Raw genomic sequence first — 22,048 nt, forward strand, 5'->3', positions numbered from 1 at the left:
ATCCGCCTGTTTAGGTGTGAGCGATTGTAACAGCACGTCAAATGATGTCTATATACTGATTCTTGTTGATTTGATCATAGCCTGTAACTCTGGCTCATGGCGGGTTTCATTCTAACCGGGCGGGTAAAAACGCGCGTCGCCTTTTTTGCGATTTCAGAGTTTGCCCTGCCTTCAGTCGGATAAAAGCCACTACGCTTTAGACAAATGTGTTCATCACGAGGTCTCACAATGGATAAATTCAGCGAAGAGAAAATTGATCAACACAGTGACGAACTCGAAGTCGAAAGCGAAGAAAAACAACGCGGGAAAAAGATAGAGGTCGACGAGGATCGCCTCCCCTCACGCGCGATGGCGATTCACGAACATATCCGCCAGGACGGCGAAAAAGAGCTGGAGCGTGACGCTATGGCGCTGCTGTGGTCAGCCATTGCCGCAGGGCTCTCAATGGGCGCCTCGCTACTGGCGAAAGGTATTTTTCACGTACAGCTGGACGGCGTCCCCGGCAGTTTTTTACTTGAGAATCTGGGTTATACCTTTGGTTTTATCATCGTCATCATGGCGCGCCAGCAGTTGTTTACTGAAAATACCGTCACCGCCGTTCTGCCGGTGATGCAAAACCCGACGATGGGCAACGCGGGTCTGCTGATGCGGCTCTGGAGCGTGGTGTTACTGGGCAACGTAGTCGGTACTGGCATCGCCGCATGGGCTTTTGAATATATGCCTATATTTGACGAAGAAACGCGTGATGCGTTTGTCAAAATCGGCATGGATGTGATGAAAAACAGCCCTGGCGAGATGTTTGCCAATGCCATTATCTCCGGCTGGATCATTGCCACAATGGTATGGATGTTTCCCGCTGCCGGCGCCGCAAAAATCGTGGTGATCATTCTGATGACCTGGCTTATCGCCCTCGCTGACACGACCCATATCGTCGTGGGTTCGGTTGAAATCCTCTATCTGGTGTTTAACGGCACGCTGCACTGGAGCGACTTTTTCTGGCCCTTTGCTTTGCCCACGCTGGCGGGGAATATCTGCGGCGGTACATTCATCTTCGCGCTTATGAGCCATGCGCAGATCCGTAATGATATGAGCGCCAGACGCAAAGAAGAGGCCAGGCTGCGTGCCGGAAAGAAGGCGGAAAAGCAGAAAAAACAGTCCTGAATGGCGACTGTTTGAGCAGTCAGGCGGCGATATACTTACTGTGCAGGGTAAAAAACGCTATACTCGTGCCGCCTCGTCTCCTTAGTTAAATGGATATAACGAGCCCCTCCTAAGGGCTAGTTGCAGGTTCGATTCCTGCAGGGGACACCATACATACCTCTCCTGACGTCTGCCGGGTTCAGTAAAACCGCCACAATCAGCCATCGTCTTGTGATTTTGCATTTCTACATTGCCACGAGGCAGACAGGATGATGCGTGATTCAGTCCTGCCGCCCCACAACGTTCTATTATTCACCAGACGGTATAAGCTGAACGCTTATTCTTATTCCTCTTGTATGACAAAGGATTCCGCTACACTCGCAGAAAAATAGTGTGTTGCTTTTTTATTCAGAATGACGTCATCCAGTTGCTGCTGTATTTGTCTGTCATCGACAGTCGCTCTGTCGTGCTGACGCAGATGTTCAGCCAATGACGACACCATGAATGTTTCAATAAATTCATTGGATTTCTCAGGAACTACAAACAGTCCCCAGGCGTAACCGCCATCCCTTAACCGGATATTTTTTAACTTTTTCATCAAACTGATAAATTGGCCATTCTTTTCAGCATCGACATGATAATAAACAGACACCAGCATCGGGCCGGTATGGCCGGTAATATCATTAAGACCGTCCTCAGCAAGGCTAAAGTGATCTGAATGCTGCAAGTTAATATTGTCATGGTCAATTTTTACCTTTAATACGCATAACCAGACAACGACAATACCGATTGCGGCAGAAAGTAATGCTGTGGTTACTGACGTATGCGAGGCAATTTGTCCCCAGACCAGAGAACCGAATGCCATTGACCCGGAAAATACGGTCAGGTACAAGGCCAGCCCTCTTGCGCGAACCCAGTCCGGGAGCGCTGTCTGGGCTGATATCATGAGCGTTGACAAGGTAATAATCCAGCTGAAACCAGCCACAATACTGGCGAAAATGGCGGCATATTGAGATGCTGCTCCGGCGAATATCAGTAATACGGCAGCAGTACCGAATGTTCCTGAGGTAATAAGAGCGCCGGCACTGAGTCGCTTACGCAGCGCGGGCAAACTGAATGCGCCACAGACAGCGCCGATCCCGATACTGGTTGTTAACACGCCATATAATGTTGCATCTCCCTGAAGTGAGAGTCTCACCACCAGCGGGAGCATTGCCCAATACGCGCTGGCAAAAACAAAGAAGCTGGCAGCCTTTATTATTGTTCTCATTAATTCAGGGCTGTAACGGGCATAACGCAAACCTGAAACCATTGCGGCAACAACAGATTCAGCCGGAAGACTCCCGTTCGTTTTTTCTTCTCCTTTCCACCACCATACCGCAGCAATAATCGCAATAAAACTCAACGCATTCAGAAGAAAAGGAAGATAAAGACCGACCTGTGAAATCAAAATACCGGCCAGCGCGGGCCCGATCGCCCGGCTGATGTTAATACCCATACTGTTTAACGCAATCCCGGATTTTAATTCATGAGGTTCAACAATAGCAGGTACAATGGCCTGCCATGCCGGGCCTAAAAACGCGGCGCCGGACCCGAGAATAAACGTGATGAATAATAACCATCCGATACTGACAACATTAAAATAGACGATAATTGCGAGCAGAGACGCGGCACACAGCATCATAATATTAACAAGAATAAGTAATTTTCTCTTGTCGAAAATATCCGCAATAGCCCCCGCAGGTAACGCCAGCAAGAATACGGGCAGCGTGGTCATTGCCTGAATAGCGGCAATCATGACAGGGTCCGGGCTTAAATTGGTCATCAACCAACCGGCGCCAACATCATTCATCCAGGTCCCGATATTGGAAAAGAGTGTGGCTATCCATAACATGAAGAAAACACGGTTACGTAAAGGTGACCATGCTGATGAATGTTGTTCTGCCATATAAATATGCCCTCCAGCTTAAGATGACCGGTAATCATTTACTTGTCACAGATATCAACGATATCGTAATCAAAATACAAAACAGGAAAAGAAGATTTATGGGGAATATTTAGATACAGTCCCTTATCTCATGACATTACCTTTTATAAAAATAAATAACAAGAATTAAAATCCGCGTTCAGACAATACCATCTCCGGTAGAAATGTGCCTGATAATCCTTAAATAAAGTGTTATCACTGAAAAATAGAGATTATTCATGGACATCACTCTCATTATAGAACACAACTACATAATCCAGTGGGTGAAAATCAACATTAACAACACATGTCGGACAGTGAATTTCAAAAAATGAGACAATAAATTCATATCGCGATATTGTGAGAAGCCAACAAATGAACCTCTAACAACTGCCAGAGAAAACATTCAGTACAAACAACACGTTAAACAACCCCCCAATGCCGACACACCCAAATCGACTTATTCCACCTTATCGCAACAGATTCATTTTTAATAAATTATCGGCTTCTGGCGCAACTTGACAAATTACCTCTCAAGGACAATAGTTGTTACATCTTTGAAAATTTCGACATCCGTCGAAACTATTTATCATATACAGGAACGCAATGATGAATAATAAAATAAAGCGCATCAGTCAGGCTGTTACGTTAGCCCTTGCCATATCTGGCGTTAGTTATGCCGCAACCTCATCACAGGCCGCAAATTCAAAACAAACCGAGATACAAGCCTCAGAACCTTTTTCCGCGCATGTCCTCATTAGCGGGCTTGATGCCCCGTGGGATATGGTGTGGGGGCCGGATGATTATTTATGGGTAACCGAACGTAAAGCCGCTTCTATCGATCGTATCAACCCGAAAACCGGTGAGAAAAAAGTCGCCATTACGCTGAGCAGGGTTCATACCGGGCCGCAGCATGAAGGCGTTCTGGGCCTGGCGTTGTCACCGAACTTCATGAAACCGGGTGGCGATAATTATGTTTATACGGCCTATACCTATATGAACGGCGACAAGGAACACGCCAAAATCGTTCGCCTGGAATATGACGAAAAAACCCAGAAGCTAGGTAATGAAAAAGAGATCCTGGCTGGATTCCCGGCGGGCAATGACCACAACGGTGGACGCCTGCGCTTTGGCCCGGACGGGAAGTTGTATTATACCATCGGTGAACAAGGGCATAACCAGGGCGCGAATTTCTGTAAACCTATCGAAGCTCAGCGTATTCCCACTGAGAATGAACTGAAGAATAAAGACTATGCCGCCTATGCCGGTAAAGTGCTGCGTCTGAATACCGATGGTTCTATTCCAGATGATAACCCCGTTATTAAAGGCATCAAAAGCCACCTGTTTACTTACGGACACCGTAACCCTCAGGGACTGGTATTTATTGGCGATACCCTTTACGCATCCGAACAAGGGCCATCCTCCGATGACGAGCTGAATATCCTCGAACCCGGCGGCAACTATGGCTGGCCACACGTTGCCGGTTTCCAGGACGATCAGGCTTATGTTTATGCCAACTACTCTGAAGCGGCGAATTGCCCGTCTCTGACCTGGGACCCTAACCATATTCCGGCAGGCGTTCCGGTCCAGAAAGAAACAGAGTGGAAAGCCGCAGACTTTAAAGCGCCGATTAAAACGTTCTTTACGGTCAAAGAAGGCTTTACCTATAACGACGCCAGCTGCGGCCCGGATTCTTCATATATCTGCTGGCCGACAATTGCACCATCCAGCGTGGCATACTACCCGGAAAACGGCGTAATTAAAGGCTGGCGAAACTCGGTGATTATCAGCTCCATGAAAAATGGCGCGCTGTACCGTGTTCTGCTGAATGCCGATAAGAAAGATGTTCAGGGTGACGTCGCGAAATATTTCCACACGGCAAACCGTTACCGCATGGTGCTGGTCAGCCCGGACACCCGTAAAATCTACGTGGCGACGGATAACTTTGGTAATGTGATGGATGAATCCAACCATCCAACGCATAATCTGAGTAACCCGGGTTCTATTATCGTCTTTGAATACACGGGCAAATAATTCAATAACAGGCGAATACGAATAAGGTATTCGCCTGCTTTTTTATCCTGCGACCACCTGGTTTCTGCCCGCCTGTTTCGCCTGGTACATCAATTCATCAGCCCGTTTCAGCGCCTGAGAGACAGAGTCAACGCCCGACGGCCACACCGTCACGCCAAGAGAAATGGTGATATGCCCTACCGTCTCTATCTTTGCGGCGGCGACCTCTTTTCTCAGCCGCTCCGCAATATCCGCCGCAGCCTCTACCGACGTCTCCGGGAAAAACATCATAAACTCCTCTCCTCCCATACGGCAGGCGGTATCATTTTTACGACAGCTTCGCTTCAGCAGCTGCGCCAGCGCTTTTAACGTAACATCGCCAATGTCATGACCAAACGTGTCGTTGACGGCTTTGAAGCGATCGATATCCAGAGAAATCACCGCAAACTGTCGCTGCTGATGTTCGTATTCAGCCAGCAGTTTCTCTGCCGCCCGTCGGTTGACCAGCCCGGTAAGCGGGTCAGTGCTGGCCTGATCGTTCAGCCATTTCATTTTCTCCCGGATTAATTCCATTCCCTGAAGCAACGCGCGCCTGAGTCGGGAGGCTTCGATATACCATGATCGAACGTTTCGTACTTTTTCTGCGGACTCATCGCTGTCCATCGAAATGGCGTGATCCGCCAGTTGACGCAATGGTCTGACGATTTCATTCCCCAGCCACCAGAGAATAAACAACCCCACAATACCCAGCGGTACAACGCCGCGTATCATTTGCCACATGAGCCCATCAAGCGCAGTAAGGGTTTTATCTTTTGGTTTTTGCGCCACAACGCCCCAGCCCGAGGTGTTTATACTGGCATACCCCGCCAGCATTTCCACGCCACGGGAGTTTGTCACCTCCATCGCGCCGCTCAGCCCTTGCTCCACGGCTTTCACTGCGGCATTGCCTTCCTCTTTTTCCCCTCTGCGGGCCGGATCGGGGTGATATAAGAGCTGGTCATTTTTATCAACGACATAAATATAGCTGTCATCATTGCGGAAATGATTAGAAATGAGCGCAGAAAGAACGTTGCTTCTTTGCAGATAAATCGCGCCGCCAATAAAACCGAGGTATTTCCCCTGCGCATTCCTGACGGGATGTGAAATATACACCACCAGATTACCGGACAGAGAATTGTAGGCGCTGCTGACCGTCGGCTGCATTTCTTTGAGAGCCTCGACGCCGCCTGGCGTGGTCAGCATTTTCCCCTTCAGGTTCAGGGATTCAGGCAGCACGCCAATAATTTTGCCTTTTTCATCCACCAGCGTAACGGAATCAAAACCAAAATCTCGCCGCTGCATCCTCATCATTTCACCAGAGATAATGCTCTCATCATCGAAATGCTGACCGATGACGCTCGCACTGTATTCCAGACGCTCCATGAAAACCGCCAGATACAAATCAATAGTGGAAGCAATCCTCTCCGCATATGCCTGGTTTTCACTGAGTTCATTCTCAATAAGTACCTGCTTCTGGACACGCCAGGCTGAATAGAAACTATTGAAAAGAGTAAGGAGGGTCATCAGAAACGCAAAAGCAATAATAAGCAGACGCAAATTCAGCATCTGTAACAGTTTTTTCTTCATGATTGTGCATCCTGCAAGGGTGAACGGTAAGCCTCTAGCCATACCGGTAACGTATTCGCCGACAATGGTCGGGAAAAAAGAAATCCCTGAAGTACGGAACAGCCCATTTTTCTCAGTTGCTGATGCTGATGGGTATTTTCCACACCTTCCGCCACAACCGTCAGGTCGAGGTTATGCCCAATACTGACAACCGCTTCGACCAGCGCATTGACGCGACGATCGCGGGCGAACCGGTCAATGAAGCTTTTATCAATTTTGACCTCCGTCACCGGCAGATACGCCAGGCTGGCCAGACTGGAAAAGCCGGTGCCGAAATCATCCATTGAGACCCCCGCGCCCATCGCACGAATCTCCCTGACCCGCGCAAGCATCTCGTCCGTCAGTTCCATCATGGCGCTTTCCGTAATTTCAATGGTCAGGATATTGCCGGGCAGCTGATATTCATTCAGCAGGTCGGCGATATAACGGGGTAAATCAGGCTTACGGAAGTTATGGGCAGACAGGTTTACAGATACTGCCGACACATTCGTGCCCTTTTCCCGCCATTCAAAAAGCTGTCGGCAGACTTCACGCAGCGCCCAGAGGCCGATATGCTCTATCTCTCCCGTCTCTTCAGCCAGAGGAATAAACGTCCCTGGAGAGATGTCGCCAGCGTGCGGATCGTGCCATCGGGTCAGCGCTTCAAAACCGTATACCTGCCCGTCCGCAGCCCTGATCTGAGGCTGATATTCCAGCCGCAAATGCCCCTCCGTAATCGCATTTCGCAGCGCCATGCCCAGTTTCAGACGTTGCATGACGGCCTGATTCAGTTCCGGGTTAAAAAACTGATAGCTTCCACCGCTTTCACGTACCCGCTCCATCGCGCTCTCGGCGTGGGCCAGCAGCGTTTCCCTGTCGCCGCCAATGGAATGGCTGATCCCAATACAGGCTTTAAGCTCGAAGGTCTGCCCGGCGGCGCTCATTTCAGCGCCAACGATATGCTGCATAAGCTCAGCCAGGTGTGAGGCCTCATCAACACGACAGGCGCTCGCCACCACAACAAACTGCGCGCCACCCACCCGGCTGATAAAGTGATGCGGCCCGAACCTCTCCTGCAAGCGGTTAGCCAGCGTGATAATCACCTGGTCGCCAGCGGAATACCCCAGTGACTCATTCACCTTACGAAAACGGTTAATATCGAGGAAAAACACGGCGAGTTCCGGTTCGTTACCCGACAGCAGTTTATCCAGATGGTGATAGAGATACTGACGATTGGGCAGCCCCGTAAGGGCATCGAACCGAACCAGCCGGTCGATTTGCTGGCGACCTTCCTCCCGCTCAATCGCCAGAGCGCAAAGATGAACGCTGGCATCGGCAATGCGAACCAGAAATGTATCCGGCTCATTCTGTGTCCTGAAATAAAAAGCAAACGTCCCTGCCACGGAACCATCTCGACGTTTTACAGGGTATGTCCAGCATGCCCGAAAACCATGAGGCAACGTCTGATGTTTATAGGGAGCCCATAGAGGATCGGTGCTGATATCCTGGACCATGACGGGCTCGCCACGCACAGCACAAGTACCGCAGCTTGCCACGCCTTCACCGACGGCCACGCCATCCCAGTATTCACCATATTCTTTTGGAAAACCGGGAGCTGCCCACGGGCGCATCCGGTTATCGACGATCCGGCATACCGAGACCAGTACGCCTGGCGCAATATTTCCAATTCGCTGGCAGATGTAATCACCCGTTTCCTGGAAAGTCATCCGGCTGGTCAGCGCGGCCAGTACATCCCGTTCCAGATTACGAATATTACGTTCTTCCGTAATATCAACGAAGGTTACGACAAGGTTACGGGTCTGGCGGTGGTCACGCTCATTGAGGACAGGGTTTACCGAAACCCGGCTCCAGACTTCCCTGCCGTTTCTGGTCGCGGTGAGGAGTTCTTCCTGAAACCAGCGACTTCCCCGCAGATGTTCTTCCACACGCTTTAGCGCGTCATCGCTGTTTCCTGAAGACAGCAGGAAATCAGGGAATACCTGGTTCATGGCTTCATCTGCGCCATATCCAAACATGCTGGTGAACGCACGGTTGGTCTGGACAATACGACGTTGTTCATCCAGAACAACCACGGCTCTGTCCGTATTATTGACGGCAAGCAACAACAGACGGTTTTGCTCGCGCCTGGCCACCTCTTTGCTGACGTCCCGGGCGGCGGCCATGTAGTGGATGCGGCCATCCACGTCTATTTTGGAGAGCGAAAAGCTGGTCCAGACCTGCGTGCCGTCTTTTCGTTCCAGTTGAAGTTCACGATTCATCCCGACAACCCGGGAATTTCCCCCGTCGCGGTGATGGTGGACATAATCCCCATGAACATGCTTCAGAGGCCCGGGAATTAATATATTCATATCCCGGCCAAGCACTTCATCCCTGGAATAGCCCCACAATTTCTCTGCGGCTTCGTTAAAGAACAGAACCCGGTTACGCTCGTCGACGAGGACAACCGCCATGAACGTCTGCTCAAGAGCAGGAAACAGAATATTGTCAGCCGCAGCTTTCATTTTCAGATAACTCCTCAACAGATAATGCCTGACTGACGGAAAGTCGCATTATCCTGAACAATTGTCCCTGCAAACCACAGCCTCAGGCAGGCCGATACATGGTGATGACGTCACCTGCCGCGTTTCGCTATTCAAACCCTGTAGGAAAAGTCTACTGAAGCAAACGGATTACTTCCACTCAGCGGTATAAAATATGTCACGCTTATCATGCCTGCTATTCCTTTTCTGCCCGGTTCCTTTTCTTACGCAGTACGAAGCCATGTTTGCCGTTTTCATTACCTGAACGACAGCGCACATCAACAATAAAAATCTGACATAACCTAAATTTATATCACCATTTAAAAACCCCCGCATTTTTGTGCAGGGGTTTCTTTTCAACAAAAATCAGAGGGAAATATACTTCTTCAATACTCTGACCAACTGGGTCACAAACCCGTATTCATTATCATACCAGGCGACCGTTTTGACCAGTTGCACGCCATCAAATTCGGTCACTTCCGTTTGGGTCGCATCAAAAACGGAACCAAAATGGATGCCAATAATATCAGACGATACAATTGGCTCATCCGTATAGCCAAATGACTCATTATCAACTGTTGCATTTCTCAGCGCGTTATTGACCTCTTCAACGGTGACGGTCTTATTCAGGACGGTCACTAACTCCGTCACTGAACCCGTTTTTACCGGAATACGCTGGGCATGACCTTTCAGTTTCCCGTTAAGTTCAGGAATAACAAGACCAATCGCTTTGGCCGCCCCTGTCGTATGCGGGATAATATTTTCCGCCGCAGCACGAGAAGCCCTGAAGTCTTTACCTCGGGGACCATCCACCAGAGCTTGGGTGCCGGTATAAGCATGTACCGTCGTCATCGTGCCGACGTTAATACCAAAGGCGTCATTCAGGGCTTTTGCCACCGGCGCCAGACAGTTTGTCGTACAGGACGCAACGGAAATAATGTTATCAGCAGAAGTGAGCGTTTCATCATTCACATGATAAACGATGGTCTTCATATCGCCAGCAGGCGCGGAGATAAGCACTTTTTTCGCTCCGGCTTCAATATGGGCATTCGCTTTTTCTGCTGAGGTATAAAAACCGGTACATTCCACAACAACATCAATACCCAGGCTACCCCAGGGGATATCACCCGCATTTTTCTCAGCAAATACTTTGATGACTTTACCATTGACGATAATTGAACCGTCAGCATGGGAAACCGTGCCGTTAAAGGGACCATAGTTTGAATCATATTTCAGCAAATAAGCAAAAACATCCGGCGAGGTAAGATCGTTTATAGCGACAATTTCCACATTCAGTTCGGTTTCCAGAATCCGGCGTAATACCAGTCTGCCAATACGACCGAAACCATTGATGCCAATTCTTTTCATATTCAATCCTCAAAATAAAAGCGCTCATAAGACACTACCAACATACACAACAAGATTACCGATGCTGCATAATTTTATTGCTGGTTATCATCAAAAAAACTGCACAATAAAGTTCGATATAAGCATTATGATTATGATACGTTGATACATAATCAATAACCGAAAATGGCAGATGTATTATCATGTACAAAAGTGTGCTCGACGTTCTACTTGAATGGCTCCACAACAATACAGACAAACCATTACGAATTACTGACATAGCCGCGAGATCTGGATATTCTCCCTGGCACCTCCAGAGAATATTCAAGTCGCATACCGGCGTAACCCTTGGTCAGTATGTGACAGAGTTAAAATTAAATAAGGCCTTTGAACTTTTATCGACAACCAGAACACCGATAATGGATGTGTCCTTTATCGTAGGTTTTTCCAGTCAGCAAGCCTTTTCAAGACGATTCCATCAATACTTTGGGAAAACGCCAGGACAAGTCAGACGCGATATGACAGAAAAAAGAGAACGCGTTTAATTTCAACCGAACATCAGGCAAGCATAATTTTAAAGAGCAACGAACATCTTATCCCTTCTGGAATACCAGGGATTACATCGCTTTGATGATCATATGATAGTTATCAGCGTCGGCTTGACACGGCCATTTTATGTCACTGCCTGAGCCCATCAATACTCAAATAACATATTCACTATCCTGATTTAGTTGACAACATCGGCCCCTACATCACTCATATTTTTTTAATCGGGTCGACGATGCCGGCAATTCTTTCGGCCAGAAATGGCAATAAGATCCGGGTCACTGCGCTGCGCTGGCGATGTTTTGGATACAGCGCGCTGATCGTCAGCGGAGGCGGCGAGTAATCAGACAATATCTGCACTAAAGCACCTTGTTGCAGCGAGTCTTCAACGATAAAAAGCGGCAAAAGCGCAATACCGGCCCCCGCTTCTGCGGCCTCGCGGATCACGTCCCCGTTATTACTGCTCAGATTGCCTCTGACGGCATACGTATTCGGTGAATTTTCCTCCGTCAATTTCCAGCCGAATTGCCCCTCCCGACCATACAAAAGGCAGCTATGCTGCGCCAGTTCAGAAGGCGCCAGAGGCGTACCGTGCAAACGGAGATAATCCGGGCTGGCGCAAATCACCATCGGTAATTTACCCAGACAGCGAGCAATTAAGGTAGAGTCCATCAGGTTCCCGATGCGCAAAACCATATCGTAGCCTTCGCCCACCACATCAACATATCTGTCATTCATATCAATATGAACGGTAAGTTCTGGATGCGCCGCCTGAAATTCAACAATCAGGGGGGCAAGTCGCCTGATGCCGTATGTCATCGGCAGGCTAATCCTGAATGACCCGGCCAGTTTTTGCTGCCGGGCGGAGATAACCTGCTCGGCTTCATGAACCTCTTCCAGAATGCGCCGGGCATGATGAAAAAAAGCCTGGCCGGTATCCGTAACGGACAACTTTCGGGTATTTCGCACCAGTAATCGGGCTGAAACTTTTTTCTCCAGCGCGGCCATTCTTCTGCTGACAAATTGTTTGGATAGACTCAGGTGTTCGGCTGCTGCTGTAAAACTTCCCATATTTACGATGGTTACAAAAATTCGAATATCTTCTAAATGCATTACTGTCACCAGATACGGGACGTATGATTGTCCTGTTATGAATACAGTCCCTATAATAGTTTACCGATGGTGAAATCGTAAACCCCATGAGTCATGACAAGGAACAATATTTAATAAATAATAAGTTTCCAAAAGTTTTCTTAAACATGTTGTATAAAATTCTTAAACAAGACATGAGAAAAATATGATTGTCACATTTTAAAAGACAGTGAGTAATGTTTTTGAACATTGATGTTAGCCATAAAACTTCTAAACTGAGTCTGTCGTCACATTCTGACCGACAGATCAAAATGATGGTAAAGATATTCCCCTGTCATTAATCAGATGACGGATGGATAACAAATAAAAGGAAGAGTACGCGGATAAGGAACGAACATTGCTGACAGCACGTATACCGTAACATGAAATAAATGCGACGGGAAAATGTTGAACGTCAGGAAGGAATAACACGGCATTATTCTCTTCGGGAATGCGCATTTCTAATCATGTTGTGCTTACACTATATTAGTTCAGGAGAAAGTGATATGTCTCATTACCTTGATGTCCTCACCCCGCAGAACAGTCAACTGATTTTTATCGACCAGCAACCCCAGATGGCCTTCGGGGTACAATCTATTGACCGTCAGGTACTGAAAAACAACGTTGTTGGCCTGGCCAAAGCGGCAAAACTGTTTAATATCCCCACCACCATCACGACCGTAGAAACCGAAAGTTTTTCCGGTAACACCTATCCCGAACTCCTGGCCGTTTTCCCGGAAAACAACATCCTGGAACGTACTTCAATGAACTCATGGGACGATCAGAACGTTCGTGATGCACTGGCGGCGAATGGTCGTAAGAAAGTGATTGTTTCCGGTCTGTGGACGGAAGTCTGTAACACCACGTTTGCCCTGTGTGCAGTCAAAGACGCGGATTATCAAATCTATATGGTGGTTGATGCTTCCGGCGGCACCTCCGTTGATGCGCACAAATACGCTATCGATCGTATGGTTCAGGCAGGCATCGTACCGGTAACCTGGCAGCAGGTCATTCTTGAGTGGCAGCGCGACTGGGCCCGTAAAGAGACCTACAACGGCATTATGGATATCGTGCGTGAACACTCCGGCGCCTACGGCATGGGCGTCGATTATGCCTATACTATGGTTCATAAAGCGCCTGAGCGCGTACAACACGGCGAACGTATCGGCCCAAACCCGGCTAAATAACACCTCCAACTGATTTACGGCAGGCGTAATGCACCACGCATTGCGCCTGTCCTGATGAGGTCCGCATGAAAATGTATATCCTTTCTCTGGGTGCCGGACTTCTTGTCGGCATTATTTACAGTTTGCTGAATGTCCGCTCCCCCGCCCCACCGCTGATAGCCCTCCTTGGCTTGCTGGGAATGCTGGTCGGCGAACAAGTTATTCCGGTAGGCAAACAACTTCTGTCCGGCACAGCCTTTTCTTCGGCCTGTACCAAAACACATGCCATCAGCCATATCTTCGGGCAGCTCCCCGGCCGCCAGGCAGCTGAAGACAGTCATTCCTCAGAGGAGAAACGCTCATGACACAACATGTTGTCGCAGACGTTATTCTGCATCATGGTCTGTTTACCACTCTCGATAAAAGCAACCCAACCGCCAGCGCCGTCGCAGTCAAAGACGGGAAGTTTCTCGCGGTTGGCGGCGACGCTGAAATTATGGCCTTCGCAGGTCCGGCAACCAAAGTCGTCGACCTGAAAGGCAAACGGGTATTACCCGGGCTGATTGATAACCACACGCACGTAGTACGCGGCGGGCTTAATTACAATATGGAGCTTCGCTGGGATGGCGTACGTTCGCTGGCTGACGCGATGGATATGTTGCGTCGGCAGGTAGCCATCACCCCGGCACCGCAGTGGGTTCGCGTGGTTGGCGGTTTTACTGAACATCAGTTTGTGGAAAAGCGTCTGCCAACTATCGAAGAGATCAACGCCATTGCGCCGGACACCCCGGTGTTTCTGCTGCATCTCTATGACCGCGCGCTCCTGAACGCCGCGGCTTTGCGTGCTGTCGGGTATACAAAAGAGACGCCGGAACCACCCGGAGGCGAGATAACCCGCGATGCGAAAGGCAATCCTACCGGATTATTACTGGCACGCCCCAACGCAGGCATCCTTTATGCCACGCTGGCCAAAGGCCCCAAACTGCCGTTTGACTACCAGGTTAACTCCACCCGCCATTTCATGCGTGAGCTGAATCGTCTGGGCGTAACCGGTGTCATCGACGCCGGTGGCGGATTCCAGAATTACCCCGATGACTACGCCGTTATTCAGAAACTTGCAGATGAAAATCTGATGACCGTGCGCCTGGCCTATAACCTCTTCACGCAGAAACCCCAGGAAGAGAAAGAGGATTTCCTCAACTGGACCCGCTCCGTCACCTACAAACAGGGTAACGACTACTTCCGCCATAACGGCGCCGGTGAAATGCTGGTATTTTCGGCGGCGGATTTCGAAGACTTCCGCCAGCCGCGACCGGATATGCCGCCGGAAATGGAAGGCGAGCTGGAAGAAGTGGTTCGCATTCTGGCGGAAAACCGCTGGCCCTGGCGTCTGCATGCCACCTATGACGAGACCATTTCTCGCGCCCTCGATGTTTTTGAGAAGGTCAATCAGGATATCCCGCTTGAAGGGATTAACTGGTTCTTCGACCACGCCGAAACAATTTCTGAGCGTTCAATCGATCGTATCGCGGCGTTAGGCGGCGGTATTGCGGTTCAGCACCGTATGGCATATCAGGGTGAATATTTCGTTGAGCGTTACGGTGCCGGCGCTGCGGAAGCCACGCCGCCCATTGCCCGTATGCTGGAAAAAGGGGTGAAAGTATCCGCCGGTACGGATGCCACCCGCGTAGCATCCTATAACCCGTGGGTTTCTCTCGCCTGGATGATCACCGGGAAAACCGTGGGAGGCATGCAGCTTTATCCGCGTCGTAACTGCCTGGATCGGGAAACAGCGCTCCGAATGTGGACGGAGAACGTCACCTGGTTCTCCAATGAAGAAGGTAAAAAAGGCCGTATTCAGGCCGGTCAGTTCGCTGACCTCATTGTGCCGGACAAAGACTTTTTTGCCTGCGCCGAGGATGAGATCTCCTTCCTGTCTTCAGAATTAACGATGGTGGGCGGAAAAATCGTCTGGGGGGCGGGGTCTTTCGAATCCCTGGATGACAATCCTGTCCCACCCGCGATGCCGGACTGGTCGCCGACGCGCACCTTCAAAGGCTACGCCGCATGGGGAGAGCCAGAAGGCGCGGGGAAAAACTCGCTTGCCGTACGACAAATGGCGATGGCCTCCTGCGGTTGCTCTCACGGCTGCGGCCTGCACGGGCACGATCATGCTGGCGCATGGACATCCAGCCTGCCGGTATCGGATCTGAAAGGGTTCTTTGGCGCGCTTGGCTGCTCCTGCTGGGCTGTCTGACCGTGGAACCTGACATGACATTTTCACAACGTCTGACGCATGCCGTTCGCCCCCTTATCGGGGCGGCGGTATGCCGTTGGCTGGCTTATCTCGGGCTATGCGCGGCCTACTTGCAGGGCGGGATCAATAAGCTGCTGGATTTTCAGGGCGCTATCGGCGAGATGAACCATTTCGGCCTGTCTCCTGCGCCGTTGTTTGCCGCGCTGGTTATTGCGCTGGAACTGGGCGCGTCAATCATGATCCTGACGGGTTGCCTGCGCTGGCTTGCTTCGCTGGCACTGGCGGGGTTCACCCTTGTCGCGACGTTCCTGGCGCTGCGCTTTTGGGAACTTCCGGCAGGCATGGAGAGATTCAGCACCGCCAACGCATTTTTTGAGCATCTGGGTCTTGTTGGCGGCTTTCTGCTCGTGGCCTGGCTGGACGTGCAGAAAAAGACGGCTGACGAATAAAAAAACATTCAGCAATGGCGGTAATCCGTGGTGGATCATTCGTGACAGTCGTGAACTGGATATCGCCCGCCACCAGGGTAAATATGTGGTTGAGATCGCGCTACAACTTAAGTCCTGATATATACATGCGCATATTACTCCGGGTAATATGCGCATGATATATCGATAAATTTCGCATTATTATCAGAAATTAACACAGTAATACTTTATCGCTCTGAATAATATACTGCATTAAATGAAAACTGGACAATGGCATTGACCAGTAATTCCCCTGTTGTAAAACAACACCGCGCAGTGATAAATAGTGGTACTGCTGATCATTTTCAATACCATCCGCGATAATCGTATAGTTTTTATTTACTGCCGAACGAATAATATCATCAACACTCGCGACAGGTTCTTTGGAGTCCGAAATTAATCCGGTAATTGACTTTTCAATTCTGACAGCGTCAACCGGAAGGTATAAATTACGGTCAGCATTTAAACGCTCTAAAAATAAGGAACTCATTTTAATTTTAATGCCTTCAACACGTAACCTCCTGAGAACTGAATCAAACTCAAGCGTTGTATCACGATAAACAACCTCAGGAAATTCCAGCGTCAGTTTTACATCGCTGGGCAAGCGTTGTTGAAACTCAACAAACGAATCAATAAGTTCTGGCATAGCGATCATCGATTCACTAAGTCGGAAATTAATGTAGAATGTTCTCGGCAGTCTGAGGCGTAAAGAGAGTATATCTTTTTCCACCTGTCGTAAAATAAAGTTAACTAATGGAGATATCATCCCGGTTTTATTTGCCAGAGAGATAATCTCTTCATTAATAACGGATGTATCGTTCCCCTTCTTCCATCGCATGACCACTTCTGCGCCATATAATGCCCCGGAAGCACAATTCATGACGGGTTCGTAATAAGGAACGAACTGCTGTTTGCGCAGCCCCCGGCGAAGTTGTATATACCGGGACATCGCGATTCGTTGTAGCGTATAGTTAAACAGAAAAGCGGCAGGGACGGCAATCGCTGCGGATAAAAAGAGAATAAAAATAAAGTTAAGAACAGAAGCAATGCCCGTATGTTCCGGGTATTCCATTACCTGATAATCAAACATATTAGATTGTTGCCAGGCGGAGTTTTGAAAATCAATACTGTTTGTACTGATTAACTTATCATCGGAGAGAATATTTCCATTCACGTTAACAAGTAAACGACTGTCTGCAAGCAGCGACTTAAACCAGTAGGTACTGATCGTCACCACTATTGCGTTATTTCCTCTCACAGTAACGTAGGCTAATACAGGCTCCCCGCGAAATGCCGGCGTTTCATCAACTAAAAATAGCCGATTACCGTTCTCCCCTGCGGTTAAATTGCTGAGTTCAGGTTTCGCCATCCCGGATGAGCAATATACCCGCGAATCCTGCAACAGGAAAATGCCCCCAATATGCGGATAACGGTGTATCTGTTTCGTCAGCATACGCACCGTTTCATCTGAGCAGCGTTCTGTTAAATGGGCGGTCAACGAATCTGATATCTGTTTCGCTTCAAACAGTAGCGAATCTACGCGCTGGATTAATGCTCTTTTGTCATTATCTACCCGGCTGGACGCACCCAGCCAAAAAGTCACCATGCCGGTTATAGTGATGGTTAAGAATACGATCACAAAAACTAGCTTGTTTCCCACCAATCCCCCAGCATGTTGTTTCATTGAGTTCTGTAAAAGTCCCTTTAAATATAAGCAAGACTCATTGTCATCCTGGCTTACGTAGATTAAACCTCTATTAAAACCTCACTCCGCCTTTTTGTAAAGGTTTCAGGCGTGATGACAGAGAGTTTAACCGGTTTTCGCATTTGATTGTTTTTATACTCAACATACTCATGCCACAATCTCAGCCAGGCCAGATACTCAACGAAAAACTTTGTTGTTTTATTGATGCTCAGCTTTCGCAAGGCGTTCATTTTTTGATTACTGATCGTCTTTTCGCTGACCTTGAACTGTTCTGCAATTCGTCGTTGACTGATCCCCTGACAAACTTTTTTTATGACGCGTAACTCACTTACGGTTAATACTTCTCGCTTCCGTCTGACAGCGGGATGAGATTTCGTTTTTGATAGCAGCGTTTCGATTTTGAATTTTCTGTTTTTCTCGGTGAGATAAATACGCCGACAATGTGAAAAAATCAAAATCGGTTCATGGAAAAAAGGCATCTTTGCCTCTTCAGTATCAAGCATATAGAGACAATCGCGCCCCGTATCAAACACAATCAAATTACGGGTGGTATTCAATGCCATTCTTTCTACTAATGCGCTAACCCCAAGATGGAAAAAACTATTTTCTGAGATTACAATCATTCATCCCTCACTCTATTCTTCCTGAAGAAAATTGTTTTTTAATGTTATAAAGATGAGAACTCACGACAGAAAAAGGGGGCACAACGCCCCCTTTCTGCTATTTAAAATTATATTTAATCCCTATCATTGCTGAGGTGTCATTGTATCCTTTATCGCCCAGCTGGACGCCGACATTCCCCCAGACATTGAGTTGTTGATTAATTTGCCCCTCAACGCCCGTTTTTATTTCACCCAGATTACGCGCGCCTTCCTGCCGGATGCTGACACCATCCATTTTTGTGCCGAAATCGCGCGTATTGTGGAGCCAGTTCACTTCCACGAACGGCTGGAACTCGCGCGCTTTGCCTTCATCAATCGCGCTGTGGCCTTTCAGGAAAGTACGTACGCCCAGTCGGGTCTGAACGTTGCCGTCCCCTTCACCGCTGATACGTGTGCCATTCGATTCACGATGATCGTCAGCTTCGACGCCCATCCAAATGGCCTGCGCCTGCGGCTGGATAAACCATTCATTTTTAGAACCCTTACTTCCTGCAAATTCACCCAGCTTGTGGGTGTACCCCAGCTCCAGCGACCCGGTGATCCCTTTAGATTTGTACGATTCGCTCTGAATATCCTGGCCTTTGACGCTGTTATTAAACCAGCTGTACTGTGCCCATGAATCCAGATAAGCGCCCTGATGCGTTTCATCATTGGCATACCACGTTGCATACACACCGGCGCTGTAGCCGTTCACGGAACCGTCAGAGCGATACCCTGTCGATGAGGAGCGCGTGTTGCTGCTGTTGTGTCCATATCCAGCCATGACGCCAAGGTGCCAGCGATCCAGTCCGTCGCCGCTCCAGCGGGCAACATCGCCCCCTACCTGCATCACATAGCGGTTACTCTGGGTTTTAAGCTGACCGGAGCTGTCCCGCCAGGCATTATGCCCGCCCGCCTGACGCATCCACATGCTGGTGACTTTCTTCTCGCCCGTCAGCGCGTCAATGTACTGCGTTTCGCCAAGACGATCGTGAAGCCGCGTAACAAACAGCGTATTGGCTGCCGCCAGGTTAGCCGTCCAGGAGCCCGGTTCAGGACGGATATCGGGTTCAGGTTTCGGGCCCGGCCCCGGATTTGGATCTGTCTTATGACTGGTTAAATACCAGTTACCGTTGTTGTCGCCCTGACCACGAGCCAGTGAATAATCATACGCCCCGGCCACAATCCTGCCGTCCTGCGTAAACTCACCGTCGGACTGACCATCAACATGAATCACTTCAATGCCATTGATCGTCTGCGCACCAGAACCGCCAGCATTCGTCACGCTGACGCCGGTTGTGCCAGAGGTGTTTCCTTTAACAATCAGTTTATCCGTGACGGAATTATCATCATTCAACGCGGTATTCAGATGAAGATGACCGCCATCTCCCTGATAGTTCCCGTTTACCACAAGCTGATTACCGGCATCTTTACCTTTGCTTCCGGTCCAGATATCGCCGCTGTTCGTCAGATTGCCGCCTACGGTAAAGCTGACAGGTGAAGAAGCCGCTCTGCGAGCCGCGCTGACGTCATCGCCAATCAATAACGTGCCCTGGTTAGCCATATTTCCGGCTACGCCGCCAAACCCGGATAAGCGCCCGTCTTTCCCGATATTGACCTGATGACTGGCCAACGTGAACGCGTTATCCGCGCTGCCCAGAGTCAGACCACCGGCGTTGATATCCGTCGCGCCGGTCCACTGGGCGCTGTCGCTAAGCGTGACGTTGCCGCTGCCATTCTTCACCACGCTCCCGCTGCCTGTAACACCGTTCTCCAGCGACCAGTTTTCGTGAGTGTTCAGCACAAACTTACCGGCATTCTGAATCGCGGAGGTGCCTAACTGCTGCGCGGAAGAGGCCGTCAGCGTGGAGTCGTTGTCGATGTCGAAGGTCCCGGCAAAATGGCTATTGTTGCCGGCAAGCACCACATCACTGGCATCCAGCGCGACTTTCCCGGCATCGCTGATGCTGTTGTACAGCACGCCCGTGGCGTTGCTCAGATTAAGCAGCCCGGCGGCAACAATATCTCCGGTACCCAGCCCCAGCGTATTATCCAGCACCGCCGTCGCGCCCTGAGCAATCGTGGTCGTCGCCTTCAGCCCCGTATTCGCCCCGGAGACATTCAGGGTTCCGCCTGCAACGGTGAGCTCCCCGTCGCCCGTCAGTACGCCAGACGCTTCACCGCCGTTTGTCAGCGTCAGATGACCGCCGTTCAAATCGGTCAGAGAGCCGCTTTCAGCCGTGAGCTTGCCGATGGTTTGTGAATGACCGCGCATATCAAACCCGGTATCGCCAGCCAGTTTCAGCTCGCGGGTATTTCCCAGCACGTTATCGTTCAGCATCGCCAGATTACCGCTGCGCACATCGGTGACGCCGCTGTAATCATTATCCATATTCGACAGCGTCACCGTCTGGCCTTTCTGGCTGTCAAACGCCAGATCGCCGCTGCCGGTCACTCTGGCGCTCAGGTCAGCCGCGTTGCCGCTTTTCCCGTTCGCATCAAGGATAAGCGCATCGGCGTCTTTACCCAACAAATCGACCTGGGTCAGGCCATAGCTGACATAAAGTCCGTCATCACTGTCACCGCCGGTCAGACGATAGTCATACGTTCCTTTCGCCACCACCACGCCATTCTGGGCGATATCGGCTTCAACAGCATCACTGATAGCATTACTGCTCTGGTCAGTTAGCGTTAAATTACCACCGTTACCGATAACGCCTCCGTCACTGGACACAAGTTGAACAAGAATATTGCTGTTATCCTGTTCCAGAAGAGGGATATGAGTATCCGGCGTTGGTCTGTCGTTACTGAAGGCCGCTCCCGTTGTAACCTGTACGGTTCCCTGACCTGAAATATCCAGTATTCCTGTGGTATGTACGGTATTTTCTGTCGTCGTCTGGCCCGGAATAATATCGCCAAAAACCAGCGTACCGCCGTCAAAGGCAAGTCCATCAATAACCTGCTGTCCTGGCCCCACTTTAACTGTCGCTCCCTGGCCCACCTTTAGCCACATAGTTTTCAGCGCAGCTGTATTCGTATTTGCAAGGTTAAATAAGGTCTCTTTAAGCGCCAGAATGCCGCTGAAATTATCGGTCAATGAAGAGGAGTTAAAATCAAAAATATTCCCCCCGGTATTCACTGCAAGCGTACCCTGCCCCGTCAGCAGGTTAATAAACTGCCAGTCATGATCGGTATTAATCGCCAGTGTGCCGCCAGTAACCGCAATATCATTGGAGCCGATATTTTTTTGTTCTGAAATAACCAGCGTGGCAGGAGCATCAATATTAAAGTCCCCCTGATAAGCTGAGTTATCACCAGACAGCGCAGAAACTCCGCTTAACGCATTTATTGCCCCATTACCGCTGATATCTGCCCCAAGGGAAAAATCACTGCTGGTATGATTCAGAGTCAGTACGCCATTTCCGGAACCAAAAATAATTTTTTGAGCGTCGATCATTCCCGCAGCGACAGCATTCTCGCCGGCT

Annotated in this window: 14 protein-coding genes, 1 tRNA gene and 1 pseudogene; 8 read left to right on the top strand and 8 right to left on the bottom strand. The window is 49.6% G+C overall.

From position 1 onward, the window contains the following. The first annotated feature begins 228 nt into the window (after window positions 1-228). Together OGV79_RS19395 and OGV79_RS19400 are read left to right on the top strand one after the other, a co-directional pair. Window positions 229-1,161 carry a formate/nitrite transporter family protein gene (locus OGV79_RS19395; protein ID WP_012131426.1) on the top strand — a complete coding sequence of 311 codons (933 nt, stop codon included), beginning with the start codon at window positions 229-231 and terminating at the stop codon, window positions 1,159-1,161. Between the two features lie 75 nt (window positions 1,162-1,236). Further along, window positions 1,237-1,311, top strand: a tRNA-Arg gene (locus tag OGV79_RS19400). A 172-nt stretch (window positions 1,312-1,483) separates the two neighbouring features. Here OGV79_RS19400 and OGV79_RS19405 read toward each other — a convergent pair. After that, on the bottom strand, window positions 1,484-3,088 hold the full coding sequence (locus OGV79_RS19405; protein ID WP_052194464.1) for an MFS transporter: 1,605 nt from the start codon (window positions 3,086-3,088) through the stop codon (window positions 1,484-1,486). Window positions 3,089-3,715: 627 nt separating this feature from the next. Between OGV79_RS19405 and OGV79_RS19410 the strand changes: the two genes are divergently transcribed. Next, entirely contained in the window at window positions 3,716-5,140 is a 1,425-nt protein-coding gene (locus OGV79_RS19410) for a glucose/sorbosone family PQQ-dependent dehydrogenase (RefSeq protein ID WP_199976271.1), read from the top strand. 42 nt (window positions 5,141-5,182) lie between these two features. Here OGV79_RS19410 and OGV79_RS19415 read toward each other — a convergent pair whose 3' ends face one another. The 3 genes from OGV79_RS19415 to gap all read right to left on the bottom strand — a co-directional run bounded on the left by OGV79_RS19415 (window position 5,183) and on the right by gap (window position 10,671). Continuing rightward, a complete protein-coding gene (locus tag OGV79_RS19415) occupies window positions 5,183-6,745 on the bottom strand; it encodes a sensor domain-containing diguanylate cyclase (RefSeq protein ID WP_012131422.1) in 1,563 nt (520 codons plus the stop codon). Then, a complete protein-coding gene (gene dosP, locus OGV79_RS19420) occupies window positions 6,742-9,285 on the bottom strand; it encodes an oxygen-sensing cyclic-di-GMP phosphodiesterase DosP (protein ID WP_286468814.1) in 2,544 nt (847 codons plus the stop codon). The genes OGV79_RS19415 and dosP overlap by 4 nt, the downstream gene beginning before the upstream one ends. 384 nt (window positions 9,286-9,669) lie before the next feature. Beyond that, a complete protein-coding gene (gap, locus tag OGV79_RS19425; RefSeq protein WP_286468815.1) occupies window positions 9,670-10,671 on the bottom strand; it encodes a type I glyceraldehyde-3-phosphate dehydrogenase in 1,002 nt (333 codons plus the stop codon). Between the two features lie 182 nt (window positions 10,672-10,853). Here gap and OGV79_RS19430 point away from each other — a divergent pair, with 182 nt between their 5' ends. Continuing rightward, a complete protein-coding gene (locus OGV79_RS19430; protein WP_071818848.1) occupies window positions 10,854-11,195 on the top strand; it encodes a helix-turn-helix transcriptional regulator in 342 nt (113 codons plus the stop codon). 211 nt (window positions 11,196-11,406) lie between these two features. Here OGV79_RS19430 and OGV79_RS19435 read toward each other — a convergent pair whose 3' ends face one another. After that, a complete protein-coding gene (locus OGV79_RS19435; RefSeq protein ID WP_112001801.1) occupies window positions 11,407-12,309 on the bottom strand; it encodes a LysR family transcriptional regulator in 903 nt (300 codons plus the stop codon). Between the two features lie 524 nt (window positions 12,310-12,833). Between OGV79_RS19435 and OGV79_RS19440 the strand changes: the two genes are divergently transcribed. From OGV79_RS19440 to OGV79_RS19455, 4 genes are all read left to right on the top strand, one after another. Then, the gene (locus OGV79_RS19440; protein WP_012131416.1) at window positions 12,834-13,514 is read left to right on the top strand and encodes a hydrolase; all 681 of its coding nucleotides are present in this window, start codon (window positions 12,834-12,836) and stop codon (window positions 13,512-13,514) included. Between the two features lie 65 nt (window positions 13,515-13,579). Next, on the top strand, window positions 13,580-13,858 hold the full coding sequence (locus OGV79_RS19445; protein ID WP_012131415.1) for a XapX domain-containing protein: 279 nt from the start codon (window positions 13,580-13,582) through the stop codon (window positions 13,856-13,858). Beyond that, entirely contained in the window at window positions 13,855-15,750 is a 1,896-nt protein-coding gene (locus tag OGV79_RS19450) for an amidohydrolase (RefSeq protein ID WP_071260188.1), read from the top strand. The genes OGV79_RS19445 and OGV79_RS19450 overlap by 4 nt, the downstream gene beginning before the upstream one ends. A gap of 14 nt (window positions 15,751-15,764) precedes the next feature. Beyond that, entirely contained in the window at window positions 15,765-16,199 is a 435-nt protein-coding gene (locus tag OGV79_RS19455) for a DoxX family protein (protein WP_049008221.1), read from the top strand. A gap of 190 nt (window positions 16,200-16,389) precedes the next feature. Here OGV79_RS19455 and OGV79_RS19460 read toward each other — a convergent pair whose 3' ends face one another. The 3 genes and pseudogenes from OGV79_RS19460 to OGV79_RS19470 form a co-directional block, all read right to left on the bottom strand. Further along, complete coding sequence (locus OGV79_RS19460; RefSeq protein WP_104868388.1) at window positions 16,390-17,901, bottom strand: EAL domain-containing protein; 1,512 nt, start codon at window positions 17,899-17,901, stop codon at window positions 16,390-16,392. Window positions 17,902-17,963: 62 nt separating this feature from the next. Next, window positions 17,964-18,545 (bottom strand): LuxR C-terminal-related transcriptional regulator, encoded by a 582-nt coding sequence (locus tag OGV79_RS19465; protein ID WP_047462248.1) that lies wholly within the window; start codon window positions 18,543-18,545, stop codon window positions 17,964-17,966. A gap of 97 nt (window positions 18,546-18,642) precedes the next feature. After that, window positions 18,643-22,011: pseudogene (locus OGV79_RS19470) on the bottom strand (autotransporter outer membrane beta-barrel domain-containing protein); the annotation flags it as partial. Between the last annotated feature and the right edge of the window lie 37 nt (window positions 22,012-22,048).

The organism is Citrobacter sp. CK185 (assembly GCF_030333565.1).
GTDB lineage: Bacteria > Pseudomonadota > Gammaproteobacteria > Enterobacterales > Enterobacteriaceae > Citrobacter_B > Citrobacter_B koseri.